The 23,363-nt window shown below is 36.9% G+C and carries 22 protein-coding genes and 1 tRNA gene; 11 read left to right on the top strand and 12 right to left on the bottom strand.

What is annotated here, in order from left to right; genetic code table 11:
• Positions 1-136: 136 nt before the first annotated feature.
• From gap to ACOI1D_RS15435, 3 genes are all read right to left on the bottom strand, one after another.
• Positions 137-1,144, bottom strand: a complete 1,008-nt coding sequence (gene gap, locus ACOI1D_RS15445; protein ID WP_422502358.1) for a type I glyceraldehyde-3-phosphate dehydrogenase — start codon at positions 1,142-1,144, stop codon at positions 137-139.
• 48 nt (positions 1,145-1,192) lie between these two features.
• Positions 1,193-2,212, bottom strand: a complete 1,020-nt coding sequence (locus ACOI1D_RS15440; RefSeq protein ID WP_422502356.1) for a sugar-binding transcriptional regulator — start codon at positions 2,210-2,212, stop codon at positions 1,193-1,195.
• A 120-nt stretch (positions 2,213-2,332) separates the two neighbouring features.
• Positions 2,333-2,590: a glutaredoxin family protein gene (locus ACOI1D_RS15435; protein ID WP_422502354.1), complete on the bottom strand. Its 258-nt coding sequence runs from the start codon at positions 2,588-2,590 to the stop codon at positions 2,333-2,335.
• A 176-nt stretch (positions 2,591-2,766) separates the two neighbouring features.
• Between ACOI1D_RS15435 and ACOI1D_RS15430 the strand changes: the two genes are divergently transcribed.
• The gene (locus tag ACOI1D_RS15430; protein ID WP_422502361.1) at positions 2,767-3,405 is read left to right on the top strand and encodes a protein kinase family protein; all 639 of its coding nucleotides are present in this window, start codon (positions 2,767-2,769) and stop codon (positions 3,403-3,405) included.
• A 601-nt stretch (positions 3,406-4,006) separates the two neighbouring features.
• Positions 4,007-4,453: a CBO0543 family protein gene (locus ACOI1D_RS15425; protein ID WP_422502352.1), complete on the top strand. Its 447-nt coding sequence runs from the start codon at positions 4,007-4,009 to the stop codon at positions 4,451-4,453.
• A gap of 145 nt (positions 4,454-4,598) precedes the next feature.
• On the opposite strand, the gene ACOI1D_RS15420 is transcribed toward ACOI1D_RS15425, so the two are convergent.
• Positions 4,599-4,671 (bottom strand) — tRNA-Arg (locus tag ACOI1D_RS15420).
• Between the two features lie 195 nt (positions 4,672-4,866).
• On the opposite strand from ACOI1D_RS15420, the gene ACOI1D_RS15415 reads away from it, so the two are divergent.
• From ACOI1D_RS15415 to clpP, 9 genes are all read left to right on the top strand, one after another.
• A complete protein-coding gene (locus ACOI1D_RS15415; protein ID WP_422502351.1) occupies positions 4,867-5,865 on the top strand; it encodes an ABC transporter ATP-binding protein in 999 nt (332 codons plus the stop codon).
• Entirely contained in the window at positions 5,862-6,848 is a 987-nt protein-coding gene (locus ACOI1D_RS15410; RefSeq protein ID WP_422502350.1) for an ABC transporter ATP-binding protein, read from the top strand. Before ACOI1D_RS15415 ends, ACOI1D_RS15410 begins: the two co-directional genes overlap by 4 nt.
• 50 nt (positions 6,849-6,898) lie before the next feature.
• Entirely contained in the window at positions 6,899-8,512 is a 1,614-nt protein-coding gene (locus ACOI1D_RS15405; protein WP_422502348.1) for an ABC transporter substrate-binding protein, read from the top strand.
• 112 nt (positions 8,513-8,624) lie between these two features.
• A complete protein-coding gene (locus ACOI1D_RS15400) occupies positions 8,625-9,632 on the top strand; it encodes an ABC transporter permease (protein ID WP_422502346.1) in 1,008 nt (335 codons plus the stop codon).
• Between the two features lie 44 nt (positions 9,633-9,676).
• On the top strand, positions 9,677-10,582 hold the full coding sequence (gene nikC / locus ACOI1D_RS15395; protein ID WP_422502344.1) for a nickel transporter permease: 906 nt from the start codon (positions 9,677-9,679) through the stop codon (positions 10,580-10,582).
• Positions 10,583-10,661: 79 nt separating this feature from the next.
• Positions 10,662-11,255, top strand: coding sequence for a DUF6305 family protein (locus tag ACOI1D_RS15390; protein WP_422502343.1), 594 nt, complete (start codon positions 10,662-10,664; stop codon positions 11,253-11,255).
• A gap of 78 nt (positions 11,256-11,333) precedes the next feature.
• Positions 11,334-12,725, top strand: coding sequence for a sensor histidine kinase (locus ACOI1D_RS15385; protein ID WP_422502341.1), 1,392 nt, complete (start codon positions 11,334-11,336; stop codon positions 12,723-12,725).
• On the top strand, positions 12,700-13,311 hold the full coding sequence (locus ACOI1D_RS15380) for a response regulator (RefSeq protein WP_422502339.1): 612 nt from the start codon (positions 12,700-12,702) through the stop codon (positions 13,309-13,311). Before ACOI1D_RS15385 ends, ACOI1D_RS15380 begins: the two co-directional genes overlap by 26 nt.
• 412 nt (positions 13,312-13,723) lie before the next feature.
• Complete coding sequence (clpP, locus tag ACOI1D_RS15375) at positions 13,724-14,320, top strand: ATP-dependent Clp endopeptidase proteolytic subunit ClpP (RefSeq protein WP_422502338.1); 597 nt, start codon at positions 13,724-13,726, stop codon at positions 14,318-14,320.
• A gap of 62 nt (positions 14,321-14,382) precedes the next feature.
• Here clpP and ACOI1D_RS15370 read toward each other — a convergent pair whose 3' ends face one another.
• From ACOI1D_RS15370 to ACOI1D_RS15335, 8 genes are all read right to left on the bottom strand, one after another.
• On the bottom strand, positions 14,383-14,640 hold the full coding sequence (locus ACOI1D_RS15370) for an HPr family phosphocarrier protein (protein ID WP_422502336.1): 258 nt from the start codon (positions 14,638-14,640) through the stop codon (positions 14,383-14,385).
• Between the two features lie 91 nt (positions 14,641-14,731).
• Complete coding sequence (gene whiA, locus ACOI1D_RS15365) at positions 14,732-15,682, bottom strand: DNA-binding protein WhiA (RefSeq protein ID WP_422502335.1); 951 nt, start codon at positions 15,680-15,682, stop codon at positions 14,732-14,734.
• Between the two features lie 37 nt (positions 15,683-15,719).
• Complete coding sequence (locus ACOI1D_RS15360; protein ID WP_422502333.1) at positions 15,720-16,679, bottom strand: gluconeogenesis factor YvcK family protein; 960 nt, start codon at positions 16,677-16,679, stop codon at positions 15,720-15,722.
• The gene (gene rapZ, locus ACOI1D_RS15355) at positions 16,676-17,566 is read right to left on the bottom strand and encodes an RNase adapter RapZ (protein WP_422502332.1); all 891 of its coding nucleotides are present in this window, start codon (positions 17,564-17,566) and stop codon (positions 16,676-16,678) included. The genes ACOI1D_RS15360 and rapZ overlap by 4 nt, the downstream gene beginning before the upstream one ends.
• 12 nt (positions 17,567-17,578) lie before the next feature.
• Complete coding sequence (locus tag ACOI1D_RS15350) at positions 17,579-18,046, bottom strand: 8-oxo-dGTP diphosphatase (protein ID WP_422502330.1); 468 nt, start codon at positions 18,044-18,046, stop codon at positions 17,579-17,581.
• A 470-nt stretch (positions 18,047-18,516) separates the two neighbouring features.
• Complete coding sequence (gene trxB, locus ACOI1D_RS15345) at positions 18,517-19,470, bottom strand: thioredoxin-disulfide reductase (RefSeq protein ID WP_422502328.1); 954 nt, start codon at positions 19,468-19,470, stop codon at positions 18,517-18,519.
• An 88-nt stretch (positions 19,471-19,558) separates the two neighbouring features.
• Entirely contained in the window at positions 19,559-20,566 is a 1,008-nt protein-coding gene (locus ACOI1D_RS15340; RefSeq protein ID WP_422502326.1) for a tetratricopeptide repeat protein, read from the bottom strand.
• Between the two features lie 491 nt (positions 20,567-21,057).
• Positions 21,058-22,719: a glycerol-3-phosphate dehydrogenase/oxidase gene (locus tag ACOI1D_RS15335; RefSeq protein ID WP_422502324.1), complete on the bottom strand. Its 1,662-nt coding sequence runs from the start codon at positions 22,717-22,719 to the stop codon at positions 21,058-21,060.
• Positions 22,720-23,363 lie beyond the last annotated feature (644 nt).

Below are 23,363 nucleotides of genomic sequence, written 5' to 3'. Positions count from 1 at the left end.
GAAAGATCTTATACTTTCTTACCTGCTAAAGAAAAAGAGAAGGAAAAAAGTCCCTCCTCTTAGTATATATGAACTTTCTGTCTAGCTCCAGCGCCCAGCAACTAATAAATTTGTTAACACGGCGCTTTTGCCTTTCTTATAGTCCTTGATTTTTGATGTAAACAGCCAAATCAACACAACGCGCTGAGTATGCCATTTCATTATCATACCAAGATACTACTTTTACCATATTATCTTCAAGAACCATAGTAGATAAACCATCAAAATAAGATGAATACGTGTTACCAATAATATCAGACGATACAATCGGTTCTTCAGTGTAACCAAGAACACCTTTTAGGTTTCCTTCTGCAGCTTCTTTAAATGCTTTGTTTACGTCTTCTGCTGTTACATTTTTATCAAGTTCAGCAACTAAATCCACTAATGAACCATCAGGTGTTGGAACGCGTACTGCCATTCCATTCAGCTTACCTTCAAGTTCAGGTAATACTTTACCTACCACTTTTGCAGCTCCAGTTGTAGTTGGAATAATGTTTTGTGCTGCTGCACGTGCACGACGATAATCTTTATGTGGTAAATCAAGAATTTGCTGGTCATTTGTATAAGAATGAACAGTAGTCATAAGTCCGCGTTTAAGTCCGAAGCTATCGTGTAAAACTTTCGCCAGTGGCGCGATACAGTTTGTTGTACATGAAGCATTCGAAACAATATGGTGTTTGTTGGAATCATAATCTGTTTCGTTCACACCCATTACCATTGTAAGGTCCTCTTCTTTTGCAGGAGCTGAGATAATTACTTTTTTAGCACCAGCATCAATGTGCTTCTTAGCATCTTCACGGTTAGTAAAGCGACCAGTAGACTCAATTACGATTTCAACACCAAGATCTCCCCAACCAAGATTAGCTGGATCACGCTCGGTTAGTACCTTAATTTCTTTACCGCCAACAACAATATTCGTGCCGTTAACTGTTACTTCCTGCTCAAGTTGACCGTGAACAGAATCGTATTTTAATAGATGTGCTAACATGTCAGCATCTGTTAAGTCGTTAACTGCTACAACTTCAACATCGTTATTTTTTAGTGCCTGGCGGAATACATTACGTCCAATACGTCCAAATCCGTTAATACCTACTTTTACTGTCATTTTATTTCCTCCTAATGTATAGTTACCTAAATCATTTATGTTAAGAATTTAACCATTGATGATTGCTTCTGCAGCTGCTTCATCTGTTATGAGTAAATCCGCTTTCCCTTGATTAAAATAGGATGTTATTGCTTGTGCTTTTGAATCACCACCAGCAATCGCAACTACTTTATTAACTGCCTTTAAATCCTCTAACTGGATCCCAATTGTTCTAACTTTATGAACCACATCACCCTGCCTATTAAAATAATAGCCAAATGCCTCGCTGACAGCTCGATTCGTTTCCAGCTGATTGATCAGGTCATCATTTGATTTTCTTCGATTAGCCATTGTTAGGGCGTCACCTATACCGTGCAAAATTATATCTGCTGAGCGGATTAGCTCAGTGATCTCTTGGATAGATGGCTCTTTTAACATGGTTTGATAGGATTGTTCGCTAAGTGGGTCTGGTACGTACAGCATCCGGTAATCACCGTCAGCACGTTTGGCCATTTCAGCGACAATTGTATTTGCCTGACTTTCGACCTTTTCACCAACACCACCTCTTGCAGGAACAAATAAACAATTACCAGCATTTTTAAAGGGTGACATTACATGTGCGATTGCTGCCATTGTAGAGCCACCAGTAACGGCAATGGTTTGTTTGTTAGCTACATGGGACTGCAAATATTTCATAACTTCTTTTCCCATTTCTTGTTTTACCCAGTCATCTTTGTCACTATTTCCACGGACAACTGTAACCTTCTCTATAGTTAACTTATCCTGTAACTGGGTTTCTAAAACACTTAGTCCTGTAATATCTCTCATGAACAAGGCTAACTGATCGAGTATACCTTTCCCCTCTTCAGTAATGTGCATTCCTTTTCCAGATACATCAATCATTTGATGTTTTTGTAAAAACTCAACCTCTCCGCGAACTGTTCGTTCAGTCAGTTTTGCACGTTCAGATAAACTTCGACGTCCAATTGGCTGGAACAGGTTAATCGTTTGCAGGATTGCATAACGGTGCTTCATTACCTCTAAAAGGTCTGGAAATATTTTTTTTTGCAAATCAATCAATGATTGCATAATGTTACTCCTTAATTGGACAAATAAGTCCCGGCCGGACGTTTTTTGTCCTGTCACTTGCAAAAAAATACGCAAATTCCTTATTTGCTTACTATAATAGTATCATACTAATTCAAAATTTCAAGCCTTACGCTTATCGTTTGCTTCTTTTAGAGTAGCTTCCAATGTTTCATAAGAAATCTCTTCGCAATCCAATTCAACTCCATCAATGTTTATCACTGGGATTGAAAAATGATATTTCTCCAACCATTCATCATTAGAATAAATGTCACGTATTTCAAGTGTAGACGGAAATTCATTTCTTAATAATTCAAGTAAAGCTAGTGCCTCATCACAAAGTGAACATCTCTCTTTTGAGTAGAAGATTATACGTAACATGTTTTTCTCCCCTTCTAGTGTGTGCTTTAAAATAAAACCTATTCCTTTTTACTGCAAAAAAACTTTTGTTCCTATAAAATATCACGTTCTCTTTACATAAAACAAACTATATAATAATACAATTAATACAATTTAGTAGCGATAATACTTTTCACCCTATATTATGAATGAAAGGGGTGTTGGACTTGAACTCGACAGTCGAACTTGCTAATAGTGTGAGATTCAAAATAAATAAAAACGATATTTCAGTCTCAGATAAAAATTCGACATTGGAATTAATTGGCGCCGGCAGAAGTGCGGTTGTCTTTAAAATACAATTTACCGATAAAGCGCTTAAAGTCTTCTTCCCAAACTGCACGGATATAGCTAAGGAAGAAGCTGCAGTATACAAAATACTAGAAGGTAATCCGTATTATCCTACATTATACGAAGCAGGTGAGAATTTCCTGTTGATAGACTATATTGAAGGCGATACCTTATTTGAGTGTTTGTCAAAAGGAATTAAACTTACGCAGAAAACCATAAAAGAAACAGATTATGCTCTATTTTTAGCGAGAGAAGCTGGGTTAAACCCTTCTGACATACACCTTCGAAACATCATACTTACCCCTGGAGGAAAAGTGAAACTAATTGATGTAGCTAGGTTTAGACAGGTTAAAGATTGTCAGCAGTGGACTGATTTAAAAAAGGTTTTTTTCACATGGTATAACAAAACCTATTTTCCTAAAAAGATTCCCGTCTCAATGTTAAACACCATTGCCTATTTATATAAAAAGAAAATCCTATATACAACTCCATATAAACGTTTAAGTTAAATTATGGAAGATGAATAAAAACAAGGAATTCCATATATATTGGATTCCTTGTTTTCACTTTGGAGCGTTTTTTAGAAAACCTGGTTAGTAATAGGGTAATTATTGATAGTCCAAAATCTATTACAAATACATAAAAATTATTCATCCACTTATGTAGTACAAACATATCAAACATTTGTAAGATACCAGCATAGCTAAGCCCTAAAAATAAGCTTACACCCAGAGAAAGAAGAAAGAAATTAATTTTCCTGTTAATAGATAGTTGGTACACAAAAATATAAACTACTGGTAGAAACGATGCGTCAATGGAGAGGCCGGTGGAGAAAAAGGGCAAAAGAGAGTAATGGTATTCCCACAGTCCAAATTGGATCATAGCCGTATCAAGATAAGCAACCGAAATATGATACGTATATCCGTAAAAACATAATTGGAATATTTTCTTGCGATCAATAAAAATGTACAAAACGACAAGCGGCAAGATTAAAAAGGAGAGGCAAATCCAAAATTATAGATTTAACTTTCCTTGTATTGTATTTATCCAAGTAAATTGGTAAGAATTGAAAGTATTAAGGTGTAATACATATAATGAAAGGAACGTAAAATGGCTTTTTTAATTATCTCAATATTCGCCTTCACTCTGGCAGTGAAAGTTGCAAAAAAAAGATTACCTTTGAACGAATTATATGCCGTATCTCTGTTTTCAATTTTATTAGGATTTGTAACAGATATAACATTCGACCTAAAGTACAATTTTTATGGTTACTTTGAACCCGGTGTACAATTTGCAGGTTTTTTACCTATATTGTTTATCTTTTCAACAGCTGGAGCTTTGTATGTGAACTATTTTCCGTACGAAAGATCATTTTTTATAAAAAGTTCCTACATTTTTATAGCAACTATTTTTTGTCTGTTATATGAGTGGTTATCCATAAAATCAGGTTACTTTTATCACAACGAATGGACATTCTGGTACTCTACCTTGGTATATCCACTTTTATTTTGGCTGCATATTTTACATTTAAAATTTTACAGAAAATATTTCAAATGAACTTAGCTTCTTTTAAAGACCAAGTCTTTCCGTAATTTGGATCAGCACAGATATAGTAAACCTGGTACAGTATTGTGTTTTAAAATTAAAAAATAGCAAGTGCGACGTCATCTAAACGTTGCACTTGCTATTTTTTATTTATAAGTGCGCCCAGAGGGATTTGAACCCCCGACCCTTGGTACCGGAAACCAATGCTCTATCCCCTGAGCTATGGGCGCATACTAAAATCTAAAATTCACACATAGAGTATTATAACGTCATCATTAGAAACAAACAAGTGTTTTTTCATGGAAAGCTGCTTTTATTTATTTTTGAGAAAAATGAGAAAAATTAAAATAATGAGATAGGAACATGTATAATTTAATGAATTACAAAGATTTAAACTCGTACCTATTTTAAAAAGGAGGATACATATGAACGCTGATACTCCTATTTTACAAGTTGATCAGTTACATACACATTTTTTCACTAAAACAGGCATAGTAAAGGCGGTCGATGGTGTTAGCTTTGACGTGAATCCTGGAGAAACGTTGGGAATTGTCGGTGAATCGGGTTCTGGTAAAAGTATTACTGCAATGTCAATCCTTGGTTTAGTCCCATCTCCCCCTGGTGAAATTGTCAAAGGAGAAATTAATTTTAAAGGAGAAAATCTTTTACATAAGTCAGATAAGCAGATGAGAAAAATTCGTGGAAAAGAAATAGCCATGGTATTTCAGGATCCTATGACCTCCCTTAATCCTGTTTTTACAGTGGAAAAACAAATAGTAGAGACACTACTTGCACATGAAAACATCTCGAGAAAGCAGGCGAAGTCCCGAGCCATTGATTTGCTGGATTTGGTAGGAATCCCTGACCCTGTAAACCGTCTAAAAAGTTATCCACACGAATTTAGTGGTGGTATGCGTCAACGGCTTATGATTGCCATAGCGTTGTCATGCAACCCATCTCTACTTATAGCGGACGAACCTACAACAGCATTAGATGTAACAATCCAAGCACAAATCTTAGAGCTATTTAAGAAAATGCAAAAGGAATTAAACATGGCAATCATTATGATTACACATGATTTAAGTGTTGTTGCTGAAGTTTGCGATCGCGTAATGGTAATGTACGCTGGAAAACCTGTTGAATTTACCACTACTCAAAAACTGTTTGACAATGGAAAGCATCCATATACGACAGGTTTGATGAACTCTATACCGAAAATATCGACAAGGAAACAGAAACTAGAGGCAATTGTTGGCTCTCCCCCTAACCTTGCAGATTTACCTCAAGGTTGTAGCTTTGCACCACGCTGTAAACATGTCATGAAAAGCTGTTTAACACTCGATCCAGGTTATACAGAGATTGATTCTGATCATTATGTTCGCTGCTTACTATATGAAGAAAAAGAGAAGGCGGTGTCAGAATGACAAACCTGTTAGAAGTAAAGAACCTAAAAAAACATTTCCCGTTGAAAACCGACTCAATCTTTTCCCGTGAAAAACCTGTGCTAAAAGCAGTTGATGGTATTTCTTTTGCAATAAAAGCTGGTGAAACCTTAGGCTTAGTAGGCGAGAGTGGTTGCGGGAAATCAACCGCAGGTCGCATTTTATTAAAGCTAGTCGAACCTACTGATGGTGAAATATTTTTCAAAGGGGAAAATATCACTTACTTTAAAGGAGAACGTTTGCGAAAGCTCCGCCGGGAAATGCAAATAATTTTTCAGGACCCGTATGCGTCCCTAAACCCCAGAAAAACTATTGAACAAACAATCACAGAACCACTAAAGATATTTGGTTTCAATAAACGTGAACGAACCAAAAAATTAGATAGATTACTAGATGTTGTTGGATTAAGCTCCTATCACAAGCAGAGGTATCCTCATGAGTTTAGTGGTGGTCAGCGTCAGCGTATCGGTATTGCAAGGTCCTTAGCACTTGAACCTGAACTTGTAATTTGCGATGAACCGGTGTCAGCTCTTGATGTATCAATTCAGGCACAAGTAATTAATTTAATGGAGGATCTGCAGGATGAATTTGATTTAACCTATCTGTTTATTGCACACGATTTAAGTGTTGTGAATCATATAAGTGACCGGGTTGCGGTTATGTATCTTGGTAATCTTGTGGAGATTGGTGAAGCTGAAGATATTTATGCTAATCCAACACATCCTTATACACAAGCACTATTATCAGCAATACCGGAGACCAGACCTGAAAACGAGAAACAACGGATTATTTTATCTGGTGACCTTCCTTCTCCTGCTAACCCACCAACAGGGTGCAAATTTCATACTCGATGCCCTTATGCAGAAGAGATTTGTCGTATCGAGGTTCCTGAGATGAAACGGGTTTCAGAAAGTGGACAGCAATCTGCTTGTCACTTTGTTAAGGAGGTGGTTGAAAAAGTCTAGCATGATTTTCAGCCAGTCACAACGAACGAATTTATTAAGGGGGATTTAATTTGAAAAAACGTACTTATTTATCACTGTTTAGTTTCTTACTACTGGTAATACTTGTTCTTAGTGCATGTACGGAAGATGCAACTAAGGATACAAACAAGGAAAGCAATGCAAAAGAAAATGATGAAAAGACACTAATATTTGCTCGTGGTGCTGATTCCATTCAGCTTGATCCATCTAAAGTAACAGATGGAGAGTCAATTTATGTAACGAATCAAATTTATGATGGATTGGTTCGCTACAAAGAAGAAAATACCGAAGTACGCCCTGCCTTGGCAACTGAGTGGAAACCAAGTGAGGATGGTATGACATGGACTTTCACACTTCGCGAAGGTGTCAAGTTTCATGATGGTACCGACTTTACCGCAGAGGATGTAGTTTTCAACTTTGAGCGTTGGACAACGTCCGGTGAATTCATTTACTACGGTTATATGTTTGGTGCTTCAGAAGATGACTTAGGCGGAATTATTGAGAGCGTGGAAGCAACTGGAGACTATGAAGTTAAATTCACACTATCTGAACCAAATGCTCCATTCCTTCAAACCTTAGCAATGCCTCCATTTGCAATTGCTAGTCCTGATGCAATTGAAAAACAAGGAGAAAACTATTTTAAAAACCCTGTGGGAACTGGACCATTTGTATTTGAGGAATGGGTACCCGATGATCAAATTACTTTAACTAAGAATGAAGATTACTTTGGTGAAGCAGCAAATGTAGATACTGTTGTCATCCGTACCATACCAGATAATGGAGCACGTTTTTTAGAGCTTCAATCAGGTTCCATTGATATGATGACAGGACTTAACCCGCAGGACATTCAAACTGCTGAAGGTGATGAAAGTTTACAAATTATTCGTAGACCATCCATGAATGTTAGTTACATGGCTATGAATACCAGTAAAGAAGGACCTATGGCTGAGAAAAAAGTCCGTCAGGCAATTAACTTGGCAATTGACAAAGAAAAACTACTAACTTTATATGAAGGAATAGGTAAGGCAGCTAAAAACCCAATACCACCTTCTTTGTGGGGATACAATGATGATGTTGAGGATTACGGTCATGATATCGAAAAAGCTAAATCGTTATTAGCAGAGGCAGGATATGCTGATGGATTTGACACTACCCTTTATACATTTGCAAATCCAAGACCATATATGCCACAGCCTAAACTCACAGCTCAAGCAATTCAGCAAATGTTAAAAGATGTAAACATTAATGTTGAAATTATTGAAAGTGATTGGGATACACACCTAACGGCAACTGAAAATGGTAAACACGACATGGCGTTCCTAGGATGGACCGGTGATAACGGTGACCCAGATAACTTCATGTATGTATTACTAGATAAGGATAATGCAAAAGTTGGATCCGCTGGTAACATTGCATTCTACAAGAGTGATGAAGTGCACGATTTATTAAAAGAAGCACAAACTGAAATGGATCAATCAAAACGTGCTGAGTTATATATGGAGGCGCAAGTCCTTATTCATGAGGATGCACCGTGGTTCCCTATTGCTCACACTACACCACCAATTGCAGCTAAGAAGAGTGTTGTAGATTATATACCACACCCAACTGGTAGTGAACCTTTCAATCTATTAGATATTAAAGAATAACGATAGATAGCCATACTCATTCTCTGAGCTACTAGGAACAGTCTGTATTATCCTGTTCCTAGTAAATGCTCTAGATTAATATTAATGAGCAATATGATGGAGGAATTCAATCATGCTGAAGTACATAATACGAAGATTTCTCATGCTTATACCTGTTCTACTTGGGGTGACAATCCTGACGTTCTCTTTACTACACCTTATCCCAGGTGACCCTGCAAGGAGTATGCTTGGTGAAAAAGCCACTGAAGCACAACTAGAGTTGCTTCGCGAGGAACTTGGTTTGAATGATCCATTAATCATCCAATATGGTAACTTCCTGGGGAAAATTGTCCAAGGGGATCTTGGTGAATCTATTCAATCAAAGGAGGATATTGTTTTAGAAATCATGGTTAAACTTCCAGCTACAGTTGAATTGACCATCTTCGCAATGATCTTAGCCATAACAGTAGGTGTATTGGCAGGTACTATTGCCGCTGTAAAACAATATTCATGGTTCGACAATATTAGTATGACTGGGGCCTTGTTCGGAGTTTCTCTCCCTATATTTTGGTTAGGGTTAATGATGATCTGGTTCTTTTCAGTTCAACTCAACATCTTACCACCATCAGGAAGATTATCTACTGGTTTAGAACTGGAAACGATAACAAACTTTTATTTATTAGATAGTATTTTGACAGGAAATTGGATTGCCTTCAAAGATGCTTTCTTCCACTTATTAATGCCAGGTATTGCACTAGGCACTATACCAATGGCAATTATTGCACGGATGACACGTTCAAGTATGTTAGAGGTTATGAAGCAGGATTATATACGTACAGCTTACGCCAAAGGTTTAAAAAAGCATCTAGTCATCTTCCAGCATGCTCTTAAAAATGCTTTCCTGCCTGTTCTAACTGTTATTGGATTACAGTTTGGACTTTTACTAGGCGGGGCTGTATTAACTGAAACAATCTTTTCTTGGCCCGGGGTTGGCCGCTATGTATATCTTGCAGTATTAGGACGCGATTATCCAATTGTACAAAGCACCATTTTGATCATAGCGATTATCTTCGTACTGGTTAACTTAATTACAGATGTTCTGTACAAGTACTTTGACCCTCGAATAAATTTAAATAGCTGAGAAATGGTAGGTCAACCAGTAGTTATAGAAAGGATGTATGTGTAATGGCACTTCAACCAAGTCCAAATCCCAATTCTGCAAAGATTAAGGAACATAAGCAACCTTTTTCTAGCCGATTATGGGTAGATTCCATGATGAGAATAGTGAAAAGTAAGACATCCTTTATTGGTTTGTTAATCATTCTTATTCTACTTATTACTGCTCTATTTGCCCCTTTAATTGCAACACATAGTACAACTGAATTAGATATGTTTAACAAGTACCAGTCACCTTCAATGGAGCATTGGTTCGGGACTGATGCGCTGGGTCGCGATATCTTTAGTAGAATTGTTTACGGGACTAGAATTTCCATTCAAATTGGGCTAATTGCCGTTGGTATATCCATGATAATTGGGGTCACTCTGGGTGGTATAGCAGGCTATTTTGGTAAATGGGTAGATCAAATCATTATGCGTTTGGTGGACATTTTGTTGGCATTTCCTAGTATTCTACTAGCAATAGCATTGGTAGCAGTTCTTGGTCCTAGCCTCAGAAACGCTATGATTGCGGTCGGAATAGTGGGAATACCTCAATTTGCACGGATTGTGCGCTCTGCTGTTATATCTGTAAAGGAAACAGAATACATTGAAGCAGCAAGGTCTATTGGAGCAAAAAATAGTAGAGTATTGACACAACACGTATTACCAAACTGCGTTGCACCAATCATCGTTCAAGCAACTCTTGGTATTGGTACCGCGATTTTAGATGCAGCTGGTTTAAGCTTTCTGGGTTTAGGAGCACAACCACCGACTCCGGAATGGGGAGCAATGCTTAGTGATGGTCAAGCAGCCTTACAAAATGCCCCTTGGGTAGTTGCATTTCCTGGTTTAGCTATTTTCTTTGTAGTACTGGGATTTAATCTATTTGGGGATGGGCTTCGGGATGCGCTAGACCCACGGTTAAAACAATAAAACATAAATTCAAATAATATAGTATGATAAAGGTAAAGCTATATAGCTTTACCTTTATCATACGTAGGAGGTTATAAAAATGACGAAAAAATTCATCCCATCCCTCGTTTGCCTTCTTCTAGCATCCATATTTCTAATAGCGTCAAGTGGGTTGACGAAAAGTAATTACATCAATTCTTATCCCCATCTCCCTGCCCCTATTGGCCAAGAAAAAGTACTGATAACTTCTACTGGACAATCAGCTGAAGGTTTGATTATAAAAAAAATGGCAGAAAACTTAAATTTAGAAATTGATTATCGTCCCCGAGCACTTGCAACTGATCTATATGATTATCAAAGTGTGGTTATCATTTTAGGATATAGCCCTAATGGTTTGGCACAAACCCAACGATCTTTTGAAAAAGAAAAAGTTCGCATGAATGACCTGCTAAAAGAAGCAAAAGGGACAAACCTCCCAATTATTTTGGTTCATATCTCTGGCAAATACCGTGATGAAGATTATACGAGACAGTTTATAAATGAATCTATTCCATATGCACATTATTTTATCGGTTTAAAGGAGCTCAGCTTGTCGAGTGAAGTGATAATAGCATTGAGGAAAAATAACGTACCTACTACACTAGTTAATAACGTTGGCGATATACAAATTCCATTTAATTCCGTTTTTCGGTAAAAAGCAGCTGCTCTGCTGGGATAATCATTATACTTTTCATCAAACTAACATCACTACATGATGAAGGGAGATCTAGTCATGAACAAACAAGGAAACCTTTTCCTTAAGGGTTCTATAGGAATTACTTTGTTAGGATACGGGCTATTACTTCCAGTGTTTATTCAAGACTGGTCCTCGCACATTATTACAAATATCACCCGGAGTATTTCTTTATTGGATAGTGGCCGTCTTATCATTACATCATTTTCCTTTGTAGCTAAATATGTACTGATTTTTCTTTTTATCTATTATGGATCTATGCTTGTTTCCACTATAGTCACAAAAACAATGGAATCATCTAGCTTCTCTTACACTTTTATAGCCATAACCATGATAACAATCTTTATTTATAATCAAATTTATCATGAACAGCTCTCTTATTTTAGTCACCTGCTTTGTATAGGCATACTCCTAATGGTCCATTATTTTATTCCGAAGCAAAAGTATTTTTATGGTATATATTTTATTATACTATTTTTAATCCTCACAGCCTTTGAATGGCTACAATTAATTCCAGCTCTTTCAACACTAGGAATTGGAACAAATGATATGGCTGTAAGCTTGAAAATTGCTGATACATACTTTACCGGTAATCAGCTATTTAATACCCTTGGAACGATATTCTTCATTGCATTTCTGTTAATAGCATTCATTTTTACAACTTTAATCTATTTAATTAATAAACAACTATATACCTTAAAGAAGTACCAGGAACAAGAAGAAGAATTAGCAGAAACCCGTGTTGAATTAGGAGAAAAAATTGTTTATGAAGAAATTAACACATTGGTACATGACTTAAAAACCCCTCTTGTAACAATAGAAGGACTAACCTCATTAGTAAGAATGAAATTTCCATTAACAAAAGAAGATAGCACAATTGAAAATTATTTTACACGAATGGACTGTTCAATTGAAAAAATGAAAGACATGATTTCAGAAATATTATATGAAAGTATAAAACAGCCGATTGAGGTAGCAGAACTACTTTCATATGTCACCAGTCACTTAGAATTAGACGAACAGAAAGTTGCACTGGAGATTTTTTTAGAAGATAATTTACCATACATTTACATAAATAAAATCCGTTTTGCACGAGCCATTTCCAATATTTTAGAAAATGCTGTTAGTTCGTTTTCTGGAAAAGCAGGATTTATTAACATCTATGTCAAAAGATTAGGAGATAGTGTTTTATTTCAGATACATGACAATGGCCCTGGGATTCATCCCTCTCATCTGAAAAGCATTTGGGATGATGGGTTTAGTACGAAGAAGTCATCTGGAATTGGTCTAACTTTTGTAAAACGAATAGTGGAAAATCATAACGGAAGAATTACGGTAAGTAGTATTCCTGGTGCCCATACTCAGATGAATATCATCCTACCAGTACATAAAGAAGGTGATAGTGATGAACGCAACCGTATTAATAGTTGATGACAATGAAGATATCCGGTTTACATTGCTGGAAATCTGTAAATTTGCTGAATGGGGGGTGTATGAGGCATCTACTGGAAAAGCTGCGGTTGATCTATTTAAAACACTTACACCAGACATAGTATTAGTAGATTACCATATGCCTAACTGGGATGGAGTTAAAACAACAAAAGAACTTCGCATACTAAACAAAACTGTACCAATTATTATTCTGACAGTAGATGAACGACAGGAAGTTGCGGATATGTTTTTGGAAGCAGGTGCTACCGATTTTGCGCTTAAACCAATAAAAGCTCCAGATTTAATTTCAAGAATCCGTATCAACCTTAAGATTGGTAAATTAACTGAAGATAAGAATGATGTCTTTGTTGAAAAGGGGATTAATCAGAATACATTATTGTCCATTAAAAACTACTTATATAACCAAAGTTCTCCCTCAACCATAGACGAAATTCAAAGAAAACTACCAATTGCATACCAAACTGTACATCGTTACTTAAATTATTTAGAATCAAAGGGTCAAGTTGAAATTATTACGCAGTATGGTAAAAGGGGGCGCCCTAAAAACAAATATCAGCTAATATAGTCGGTTAGACGGTATCAGAAACCATGTTTTTATCATCAATTTCATTCAGGTGGTTTAATATAAACCAGATAGGGAATGATGGAAAGTGAATTTTAGATTGAAATGTTGAGCGTTTACGTTTGACCTTTTTTGACCTATTAGTTATCATAAAGTGAAGCAACATTTAGCTGGTGGTTTCTTTCCCACTAAATGTTAGTTGAACCAATCGGGCTTGTATGGGCAGTTATTCCTCACCTTAGAAAACTTGGCTTATCGCCAAGCCTTTATGGCAAAAGCCTTAGTTGCACTTATGTAGTAAGAAAGGATTTATACTTTCTTAACTGCTAAAATAATAGGATAAACTTGCCTGTCAAACTACGATAAAATTATCCATTCAGACTGGATATGTTTGAACATAAAAGGAGGAAGATCGATGAATTTAATACCAACAGTCATTGAACAGACAAATCGCGGTGAACGTGCATATGACATCTATTCACGCTTACTTAAAGACCGTGTAATTATGTTAGGCAGCGCAATTGACGATAACGTTGCAAACTCTATTATGGCACAATTACTATTCCTAGAAGCAGAAGACCCTGAAAAAGACATATCATTATATATCAACTCTCCAGGTGGTTCTATTACAGCAGGAATGGCAATTTACGATACCATGCAATACATCAAGGCTGATGTATCAACCATTTGTACAGGAATGGCAGCTTCAATGGGAGCATTTCTATTAGTTGCTGGTGAAAAAGGTAAAAGATATGCGCTTCCAAACAGTGAAGTAATGATCCACCAGCCACTAGGCGGCACACAAGGTCAGGCTTCAGATATAGAAATTCATGCGAAGCGTATTATTGAAATGCGTCAAAAAATTAATGAAATACTTGCTGAACGCAGTGGACAGTCAGTCGATGTAATTGCTAAAGATACAGATCGTGATAACTTTATGACAGCAGACAGAGCCGTAGAGTACGGTCTTATTGACAAGGTCCTATCAAGAAAAACTGATAAAAATAAATAGTTTCAGAAAAAGTAGTTTTAAAAACCCCCTGGCATGGAATACCTTCCATGCCAGGGGGTTTTTTAGTTAATCTTAGACACTAATTCTGCTAATTCTTCTAGTGCCAATTCTTCGTCTGTACCGTCTGCGATAAATTTAACTGTTTCTCCAGTACCAACTGCGAGACTCATTAAACCCATAATACTCTTGGCATTAACTCGCTTACCATCTTTTTCAAGAAATAAGTGCGCATTGTATTGATTTGCTTCCTGTACGAAATGTGCTGCAGGTCGCGACTGAAGTCCGGTTTTAAGCCCGATTTTCACTAACCTCTCAATCAAATTTACCACTCCTTTATATTGGGTTACCCTTGTAACCGCATTCAATATCAATCATAAATAGTGCGCAAATGTTATTTTGCGCTACTATAAACTAGTTCCTGATACCTTCTTCCCCATTACGTATTTTATCGGCAAACTCATCTATTTTTTTTAATCTGTGATTTACACCAGACTTTGATATTTTACCACTTGTTACCAATTCACCAAGCTCTTTTAAAGTTATATCTTCATGTTCTACACGAATCTTAGCAATTTCCTTTAATTTCTCAGGTAGTGCCTCCAGACCAACAGTACGGTCTATTAATTTTATGTTTTCAATTTGTCTAAAGGCTGCACCAATTGTTTTGTTTAAATTTGCTGTTTCGCAGTTCACAATTCGGTTTACAGAATTTCGCATATCGCGAACGATTCGAACATCCTCAAATTTAAATAATGCGTTATGAGCACCAATGATGCTTAGGAATTCAGTCATTTTTTCTGCTTCTTTTATATACGTAATATAACCTTTTTTTCTTTCAAGTTTTCTTGCGTGCAGATTAAATTTGTTTAATAATTCACATAGGGCATCGTTATGTTCTTGGTGAAAATTAGATATTTCTAAATGATAGGACGAGGTTTCCGGATTGTTAATTGATCCACCTGCAAGGAATGCACCACGTAAATAAGCTTTTTTGCAACAGGTTTTCTTAATATAATTCTGTGAAATACTTCTAACAAATGTATACGGCTCTTGCAAAATATCAAGATCCAAAAGTAGCTTTTTAACATCCTCTTTCATTCTTACAATGTATACATTGTTCTTTTTCAACTTCATTTTCCGTCTCACCAAAAGCTCAACTGGAAAATCATATTGAGATTTTATAAGTATATATATTCTACGTGCTATAGCTGCATTTTCTGTTTGTACATCCAGTACGTATTCCTGCCTTGAAACAGAGATTACTCCGTTCATTCGAATCAATGCTGAGAGCTCTGAGAACGTACAACAAGAATTGATTTCTATGGATGTTAATTCTTTTTTAATTTCTGAAGCAAATGACATCCCTCGTACCTCCCCTTTTTAAATGAGGGTATTGCTGCTACTCATTGAGCATGGATAACAATAAGTTTGCTATTTTATGTGTATCATGTCGTACAGTTGTTTGATCGTAATTAATTATATCGCCTTCAATGATACGAATACCCATTTTTAGTAGACGGTCTGTATCATAAATAACCGGTTCTGCATGTTCTTCTGCATATACATCTCTAATAGACTTTTGAATCGGTTCATTGTGAACTACAATAGAGTCTAAACACCCTTCACCAACATGGTCAATAATGGCCTGTACATGTTCGGATGCGGAGTAGGAAGTGGTCTCCCCTGCTTGTGTCATCACATTACAAACATATACCACCTTTCCTTTTGAGGACCGAATAGCATCATCAATCTTTGGAATAATCATGTTAGGGAGTATACTCGTATACAAACTTCCAGGAGAGATAACAATTAGGTCCGCTCGCTTGATTGCACGAATTGCATTTGGCAGAGGATTTATTTTTGCTGGACTTAAAAACACGCGCTTAATCCGCTTGTTAACCAAAGGAATACTTGATTCACCAATAACAATTGACCCGTCTTCCATTTCTGCATGCAGGGTTAAGTTTTCATTTGAAATGGGGTAAACTTTTCCTCTCACATTAAATACACGTGAAATTTCTTTAATACCGGTATAAAAATTTCCGGTAATCGAAGTCATAGCCGCCAGTAATAAGTTGCCCATAGAGTGACCAACAAGTCCATCACCGTTCTCAAACCGGTGCTGAAATAACTCCAGTAACATTGGTTCCGCGTCAGATAATGCTGCAATTACATTACGAATGTCACCAGGTGCAGGAATAGACATACCGTTTCTTAGCCTGCCTGTACTGCCGCCATCATCAGAAACCGTCACTAAAGCTGTTAGGTGAACAGGAAGTTGTTTCAAGCCTCTTAACAAAACGGGCATACCAGTTCCACCACCAATAACAACTATTCTCGGTTGGTTTTCTTCACTCATGAGGACAATCCTTTTCGTTTATCTATATCTCGATGGCTGATATGTGTTATATAATTTGATGATAGTTTTTTTGCAAAGTGTTCGGTAATTGCTACTGAGCGATGCTGTCCACCAGTACAACCAATTGCTACTACCAGCTGGGACTTCCCCTCTTTTTTATATTGAGGAAGCATAAACTGCAGTAGATCGAGAACTTTTTCATTGAACTTCTGAGTATCTGACCATTTAAACACATAGGAAGAGACTTCTGGATTCAACCCTGTTAAAGACTGCATATGTGTAACATAATGTGGATTAGGCAAGAATCTAACATCAAATACTAAATCAGCGTCAATTGGTACACCATACTTGAAACCAAAGGATACCATGTGCACAGAAAAAATCTCCTGTTTATCATCTGTGTATGCCTTTAGTATTTTTTCCCTGAGCTCCCTGGGCTTTAAGTTCGTTGTATCAATTATCCTTTGTGCCCTTCCACGTAATTCATCAATGATGACACGCTCCTGCTCAATTCCAACAAGTGGTAGTCCACCAACAGCTAATGGATGAGAACGTCTTGTTTCTTTATATCTTGTTACAAGCTCTTCATTTTTTGCATCCAAAAATAAAATATGCTCTTGTAACCATTCTTCTTCTCCTAAGATGTCAAGCGCTTCAAATAATGAATCAAAAAACTCTCGTCCCCTTAAATCCATAACGAGTGCAACTTTCTGTATATTATTAGTTGCATCCCTCATTAATTCAAGAAACTTCGGTAATAATGCAGGCGGAAGGTTATCAACACAATAATAGCCCAAATCTTCAAAACTTTGGACAGCAACTGTCTTCCCAGCACCAGACATTCCAGTTATAATTATTAATTTAGTTTCCTGCTCTTTCTCTGGCATCGGAATTCCCCCTTATGATGTATATGGATCTAATCGTTCATCAAGCAAGTCATATTCTCTTGTGTATGAAAAAGAACCATACAACATACCACTTTTCGACAGGACGTGCTTAAATATTTTTTTATCCCCTTCGGCCATAGGTAGTTCACTTATTTTATCTGTTTCAACCCATTCAAGAATCCCTTCATTACAGTGTTCTGTCAGCACACCTTTAAAATCATGGCAAACAAACGTAAACATCATCCACTCATGAACAAACTCATCGATCTGATCGTGAACGGTAAAAGTGAATACACCTGTAACCTCTGGGTTTAGTAATTGCAAGGAAGTCTCTTCCCAAAATTCCCGAACTACCGATTCCTTAATGGACTCGCCTTGCTCCATCTTGCCACCAGGTATCGCGTACCAGCCTCTCCTGGGCTTTTTAAGCAATAATATTCTATTGTTATGAATTAAAATGCAGTTCGTAACTCGTTGCATCATTAACACTTCTTTCAAAATATAATCGATATATTATTCGCCAGTGTATTCCTTTAGGTGCGTCACAGCTTGGAACACGCCAAACGTTTACTTTTTTTGTTCCTATCTAAATCGTCCAGTTTTTGAAGTTACCTTCTTTTCTCTACATTTCATTATACAATGAATAAATTCAAACCAACAAGGATATGTTTGGTAAAGGTAGTAAATAAGTTACTTCGACAAAATTTGACGAAGCCATGAGTAAGATAATCAAAAAAAATGCACAGGTGCGATTCACCTGTGCATAAAACTAATTTATCTATTAAAAGGGGGTCAATTAGTTAAATATAGTATACCCCAAAATTGTTGCGAATGTGTTACAACAGCGTTAAAAAGTAATTACTTTATTAAAATACTTTATCGCCAGGCTTCAATGGTGAAAGCCTTAGTTGTATTTCATTCTCCACAATATTCACTTAAACAAAAACAAACTAATTTTTAACAGCTTTTAATTCTTCCAATAAAGTTTCAATATATCCTTGGGCAGATTGAGCAGCAATACTTCCGTCACCGGTTGCCGTCACAATTTGTCGAAGCTCTTTGTCTCGGATATCTCCAGCTGCAAATACACCAGGTACATTTGTCTCCATATTTTCATTAGTAGGTATATAACCCTCATCGTCCGTTATACCTAACGATTGAAATGGCTTACTTAATGGTACCATTCCTATATAGATGAAAACACCGTCTGCATCAAATTCACTTGTTTCTTTTGTATTGCGATCCTCAAGTGTTACACTACTGACTTTCCCTTCAGGACCGTTAATTGTGTTTACAACTGTATCCCAGATAAACTCAATTTTTTCATTGTCAAATGCACGCTGTTGAATAATCTTTTGTGCACGAAGAGAATCACGTCGGTGAACAATTGTTACTTTTTTTGCAAAACGTGTCAGGTAAATACCTTCCTCTACAGCAGAGTCTCCCCCACCGATTACAACAAGTTCTTTTTCTTTAAAAAATGCTCCGTCACAAACTGCACAATATGAAACTCCTCGTCCACCTAATTCTTCTTCTCCTGTGATTCCCAGTTTCTTATATTGAGCACCTGTGGTAATAATAAGCGTGCGTGTTTTGTATTCATGCTTACCAGCTTTAACAAGCTTATAATCACCATGATCGATAACTTCTTTTATATCGCCATATGCATATTCTGCACCGAATTTTTTAGCATGCTCAAACATTTTGTTCGATAAATCTGGTCCCAAAATGTGCTCATACCCAGGATAATTTTCTACATCCTCTGTATTTGCCATTTGTCCACCTGGTATTCCTCTTTCAATCATTAACGTATCCAAATTTGCACGAGAAGCGTAAACCGCTGCTGTCATTCCTGCCGGCCCTGCACCCGCTATGATAACATCAAACATACGATCTTCGGACATTACGAACAGCCCCTTTTATTACAATATAGTTAAACCATATATATACTATAAGATGTGAGCAGGTTCGTCTAATGTTCTGCTCACATCCTTAATTAAATGGACGCGTTTCTTTTTTCATAAGAGGGTGACGTCCACAACCCTCATCCCAAAGTGATTCCGCCTTTGCAGTGTTGCCAATATAAAAAGCAGCAATACTGTACCAGCGATAATAGGACGAATGCCCCTTTAATTTACCTTTTGATAAAAGTTTAAATCGGTTGTATGCATCCTGATAATAGTTAGTTCGGGCAAGTGTAGTCGCAATTTTTAACTTTTGTTGTTCATGGATGGAATAAACGTTAAGTAGTACTTGAATATGATCTTTATATTCTACATTTTCACGTTCAAAATAAAAAGTTGCTAAATTCATATGAGATAAAAGATTATTAGGATCTTCCATTAGCATTTCTAATTCCATCGTAATTGCGTCTTCTTCATACCCGTTTTTAAACAACACTTGTGTATAGTCATGCTTAATCATTTTATGTTCCGGGAAAAGTACGAGCATTTCTTCGAGGATAGGTAGTGCCTTATTCCATTCCAAGCTTTCCATATGGTTAAAAATGGTTTCTTGATAAATGAGTAATTCATCTTCTTCTTCAAGTTCCCATTCATTATCGTCGTCTTCCGTATCATCGAAATCGAGCATTTCTAGTAAACTATGTGCTTCCTCATAAAAGTCACCATCTGGTTCATGAGTAAGGTAAGATTCCGCGTATTTTTTTGCATCATTTAACAAACCTAAATGTGCATAGTTGTTTGCTAATAAATAATAGCAATCAGCATACTTGTCGCCACTTGATTGCAGGACTTTCGTTAACAACTGATTTGCTGCATGGTATGCACCAATTTCTGTATAAACAATTGACAATTGACAGTGGTACAAAGGGTTTTTTGGTGCATATTCAATTGCTTTTTTCATCCATTTAACAGCAACATCAAATTTTCTTTTTTGAAAGGATTCAGTACCTTTAACAAAATAAAAATCAGCATCGGGAATAAAAGGGACAACATTATCATATTTTTCTTTTGATTGTTTGCTTTTTACTTCTGGCATAGTTATCCCCCTAAATGTCGAAACATATCGTTATAGTATACCATAAAAACGACAATAATTATAGATATAGAAACAAATACATAAGTGGATATAACTAAAACATGCACATACTGATGCAAGGTTTGCATCAGTATGTGCATGTTGAATATGGAAGAGGTTCTTTCCTAGTATTACTAGAAGGATATTTTCGTTAGCTTTGTTGCTTTTTAATCTTCCCAGTTGATGCAAAGTGCGACATACCTAAAAATTATTTTCACTGCCTTCACAATCGCTGCGGAAAAATCACTACGCTTTCCGTGCTCCTGGTGCTAAATAATCAACCGTTATCCGAGAAAATCGACCGTTGCATCTGAAAGACAACCGCTTTCCATGTGGTGAAAGTGAAATATTCTGCCGGAACTGCTGCGTCTAGTAAGTTTCACTACGTCATACATTTTATGTCAAAAACAGCAATCTTTAAGAAAACAACCTACTAGATACAACCCTTAAATTTATAAATCAGGTGTAACTGCTTCATGTAATAATTGCTCTAACTCATCTACGCACGATTGTTTGTGCTCATATGTCCAATTAAAAACAGATGACATGTAATTGATTACACCATCTTTATGGGCTCTAACCCAATCAATATCAAAATACAAAGCTCCCGTTCTTCGAATAAAGAAATCAGTTGGCTTAGACACTAACTCATATTCCAGGCAATATACTAGTTCGGCGAAAACAGTTTGTTCCATGTTGGCATCTGTTGCTTCTTGTTGTTTATTCTTGTAAATTGAAAATAGTACATCGATGTTCGATCCATACCTCTGAACAAGTAAATCAGCAGTTGATTCATTCACACCTATGCCCACTGCTTCAGCAACCTTACGTTTTTTGAATGCAGCAAAGCCTTTCGAACCCCCAACTTCACCACCTGAAATGGGTAATGTTTTTGTTTCGGACTCAGTATACATTATATTTTCTTCATTTTTTAACTGACCAACTACCGTATTCACGGCCTGTTCAGCCATTTTTCGATACCCTGTAAGTTTGCCTCCAGCCATGGAAATTAAACCGGAATCAGAAATGAATATCTCATCTTTTCTGGAAATTTCTCCTGGTTTTTTTCCTTCTTCAGATATTAATGGTCGCAAACCTGCCCAGCTTGATTCCACATCACTAGCAGTCATTTCAAGTGAAGGAAACATATAGTTTATCGCATGAAGTAAGTAGGTACGATCTTCTTTCGTCAAAGTAGGGTGACCAATGTCTCCTTCATATGTGGTATCAGTCGTTCCAACATATGTCTTTTCGTTTCTTGGAATAGCAAATATCATTCTTCCATCTGGTGCATCGAAATAAATGGCCTGCTGTAACGGGAATTGCTTTTGGGAAAACACAAGATGGGAGCCTTTTGTAATATGAAGTGTCTTACCCTTTTTCGATCCATCAACCTCTCGTAACTCATCTACCCAAGGACCGCCGGCATTGATAACCTTTTTGGCGTTAATAGTCAGTTTTCTGCCGGTTAACTGATCCTCTACGATAACCCCAGTGATTTTTTTATCATTGTCATAAATAAAGTCGATTGCCTTCGAATAATTTATAACATGTGCACCGTGCTGGACAGCTTTTTTCAATACTTCTATTGTTAGCCGGGCATCGTCTGTTTTATATTCTACATAATATCCTGCACCCTTCAGCCCATCTTTTTTTATAAGTGGCTCCTGTTTTAGTGCTTCCTCTGGTCTAAACATTTCCCGTCTTTCACCTTTTTTGACTCCAGCAAGAAAATCATATACACGTAAACCAAAGTTCGTTGTTAAAGGACCAAAATTACCCCCTTTGTGAAAGGGCAGCATCATCCACTCGGGTGTCGTTACATGTGGTCCATTTTCATATACAATAGCGCGCTCTTTTCCAACTTCAGCTATCATTTTTATCTCGAATTGTTTTAGATAACGAAGCCCACCGTGTACAAGTTTCGTTGATCGACTAGACGTTCCTGCTGCAAAATCGTTCATTTCAATAGTGCCTGTTCTAAGTCCTCTTGTTGCCGCATCAAGGGTAATACCAGCACCAGTGATTCCCCCACCGATTACCAAAAGGTCAAGTTTTTGTTCAGTTAAGCTTTCAAAGATATGTTGACGTTTATGACTTGAAAATATGACCATCCCACACACTCCTATGTACTAATTGATTGATTCACCTAATATACAGATGCCCGAAAAATTAGTATTCATGTAATTTTATTTATAGCATTTTCTTACCAGCATTCATTTTTTTCGTAAGTATTGTTACTCTTTAACCTTCGCAGTTGATGTAAACTGCGAGATAGTGAAAACTACGGAAATACACATTCCGCGGAGGTTCCTCATGCCAAGGAACAACCGTCACTTAGGAAAGACTCTCGCTTTCTGTGTTGCACGCTTCAGCCTCCTCGTGATTTAGTGAAGGCAGAATACGAAGACTCCTACGGGAACAGCACGAGTCCGAAGACCCCGGAAGAAGCGTTCTTTGCTTCTGAGGAGACTGAGGTCGTGCCCGTGGAAAGCGAAGTATTCTGCCGGAACGGTGGCAAAAGAAATTTTTACTACGTCGCATTTTATTGATTTTAGTTAACAAAAATCCTTCAGGAAACAGCCTTTCTTAATACCCAATTCTCAATTATTCGCCTGAGATAAATAAAAAAACCACAAAACAAACTAATGTGCAAAACATTAGTGTTTCATGGTTTCTCCTAATCTCCGACCACTTCTATTAACTTAAATTTAGTATACCATAACTCAACTTTTTCATAAAGTATTATTTAAACGCT

The organism is Virgibacillus sp. DJP39, assembly GCF_049310925.1.
Taxonomy (GTDB): domain Bacteria; phylum Bacillota; class Bacilli; order Bacillales; family Amphibacillaceae; genus Virgibacillus_F.
The sequence above is the reverse complement of the archived record's forward strand: the minus strand, read 5'-3'. Positions and strand labels throughout refer to the sequence as shown.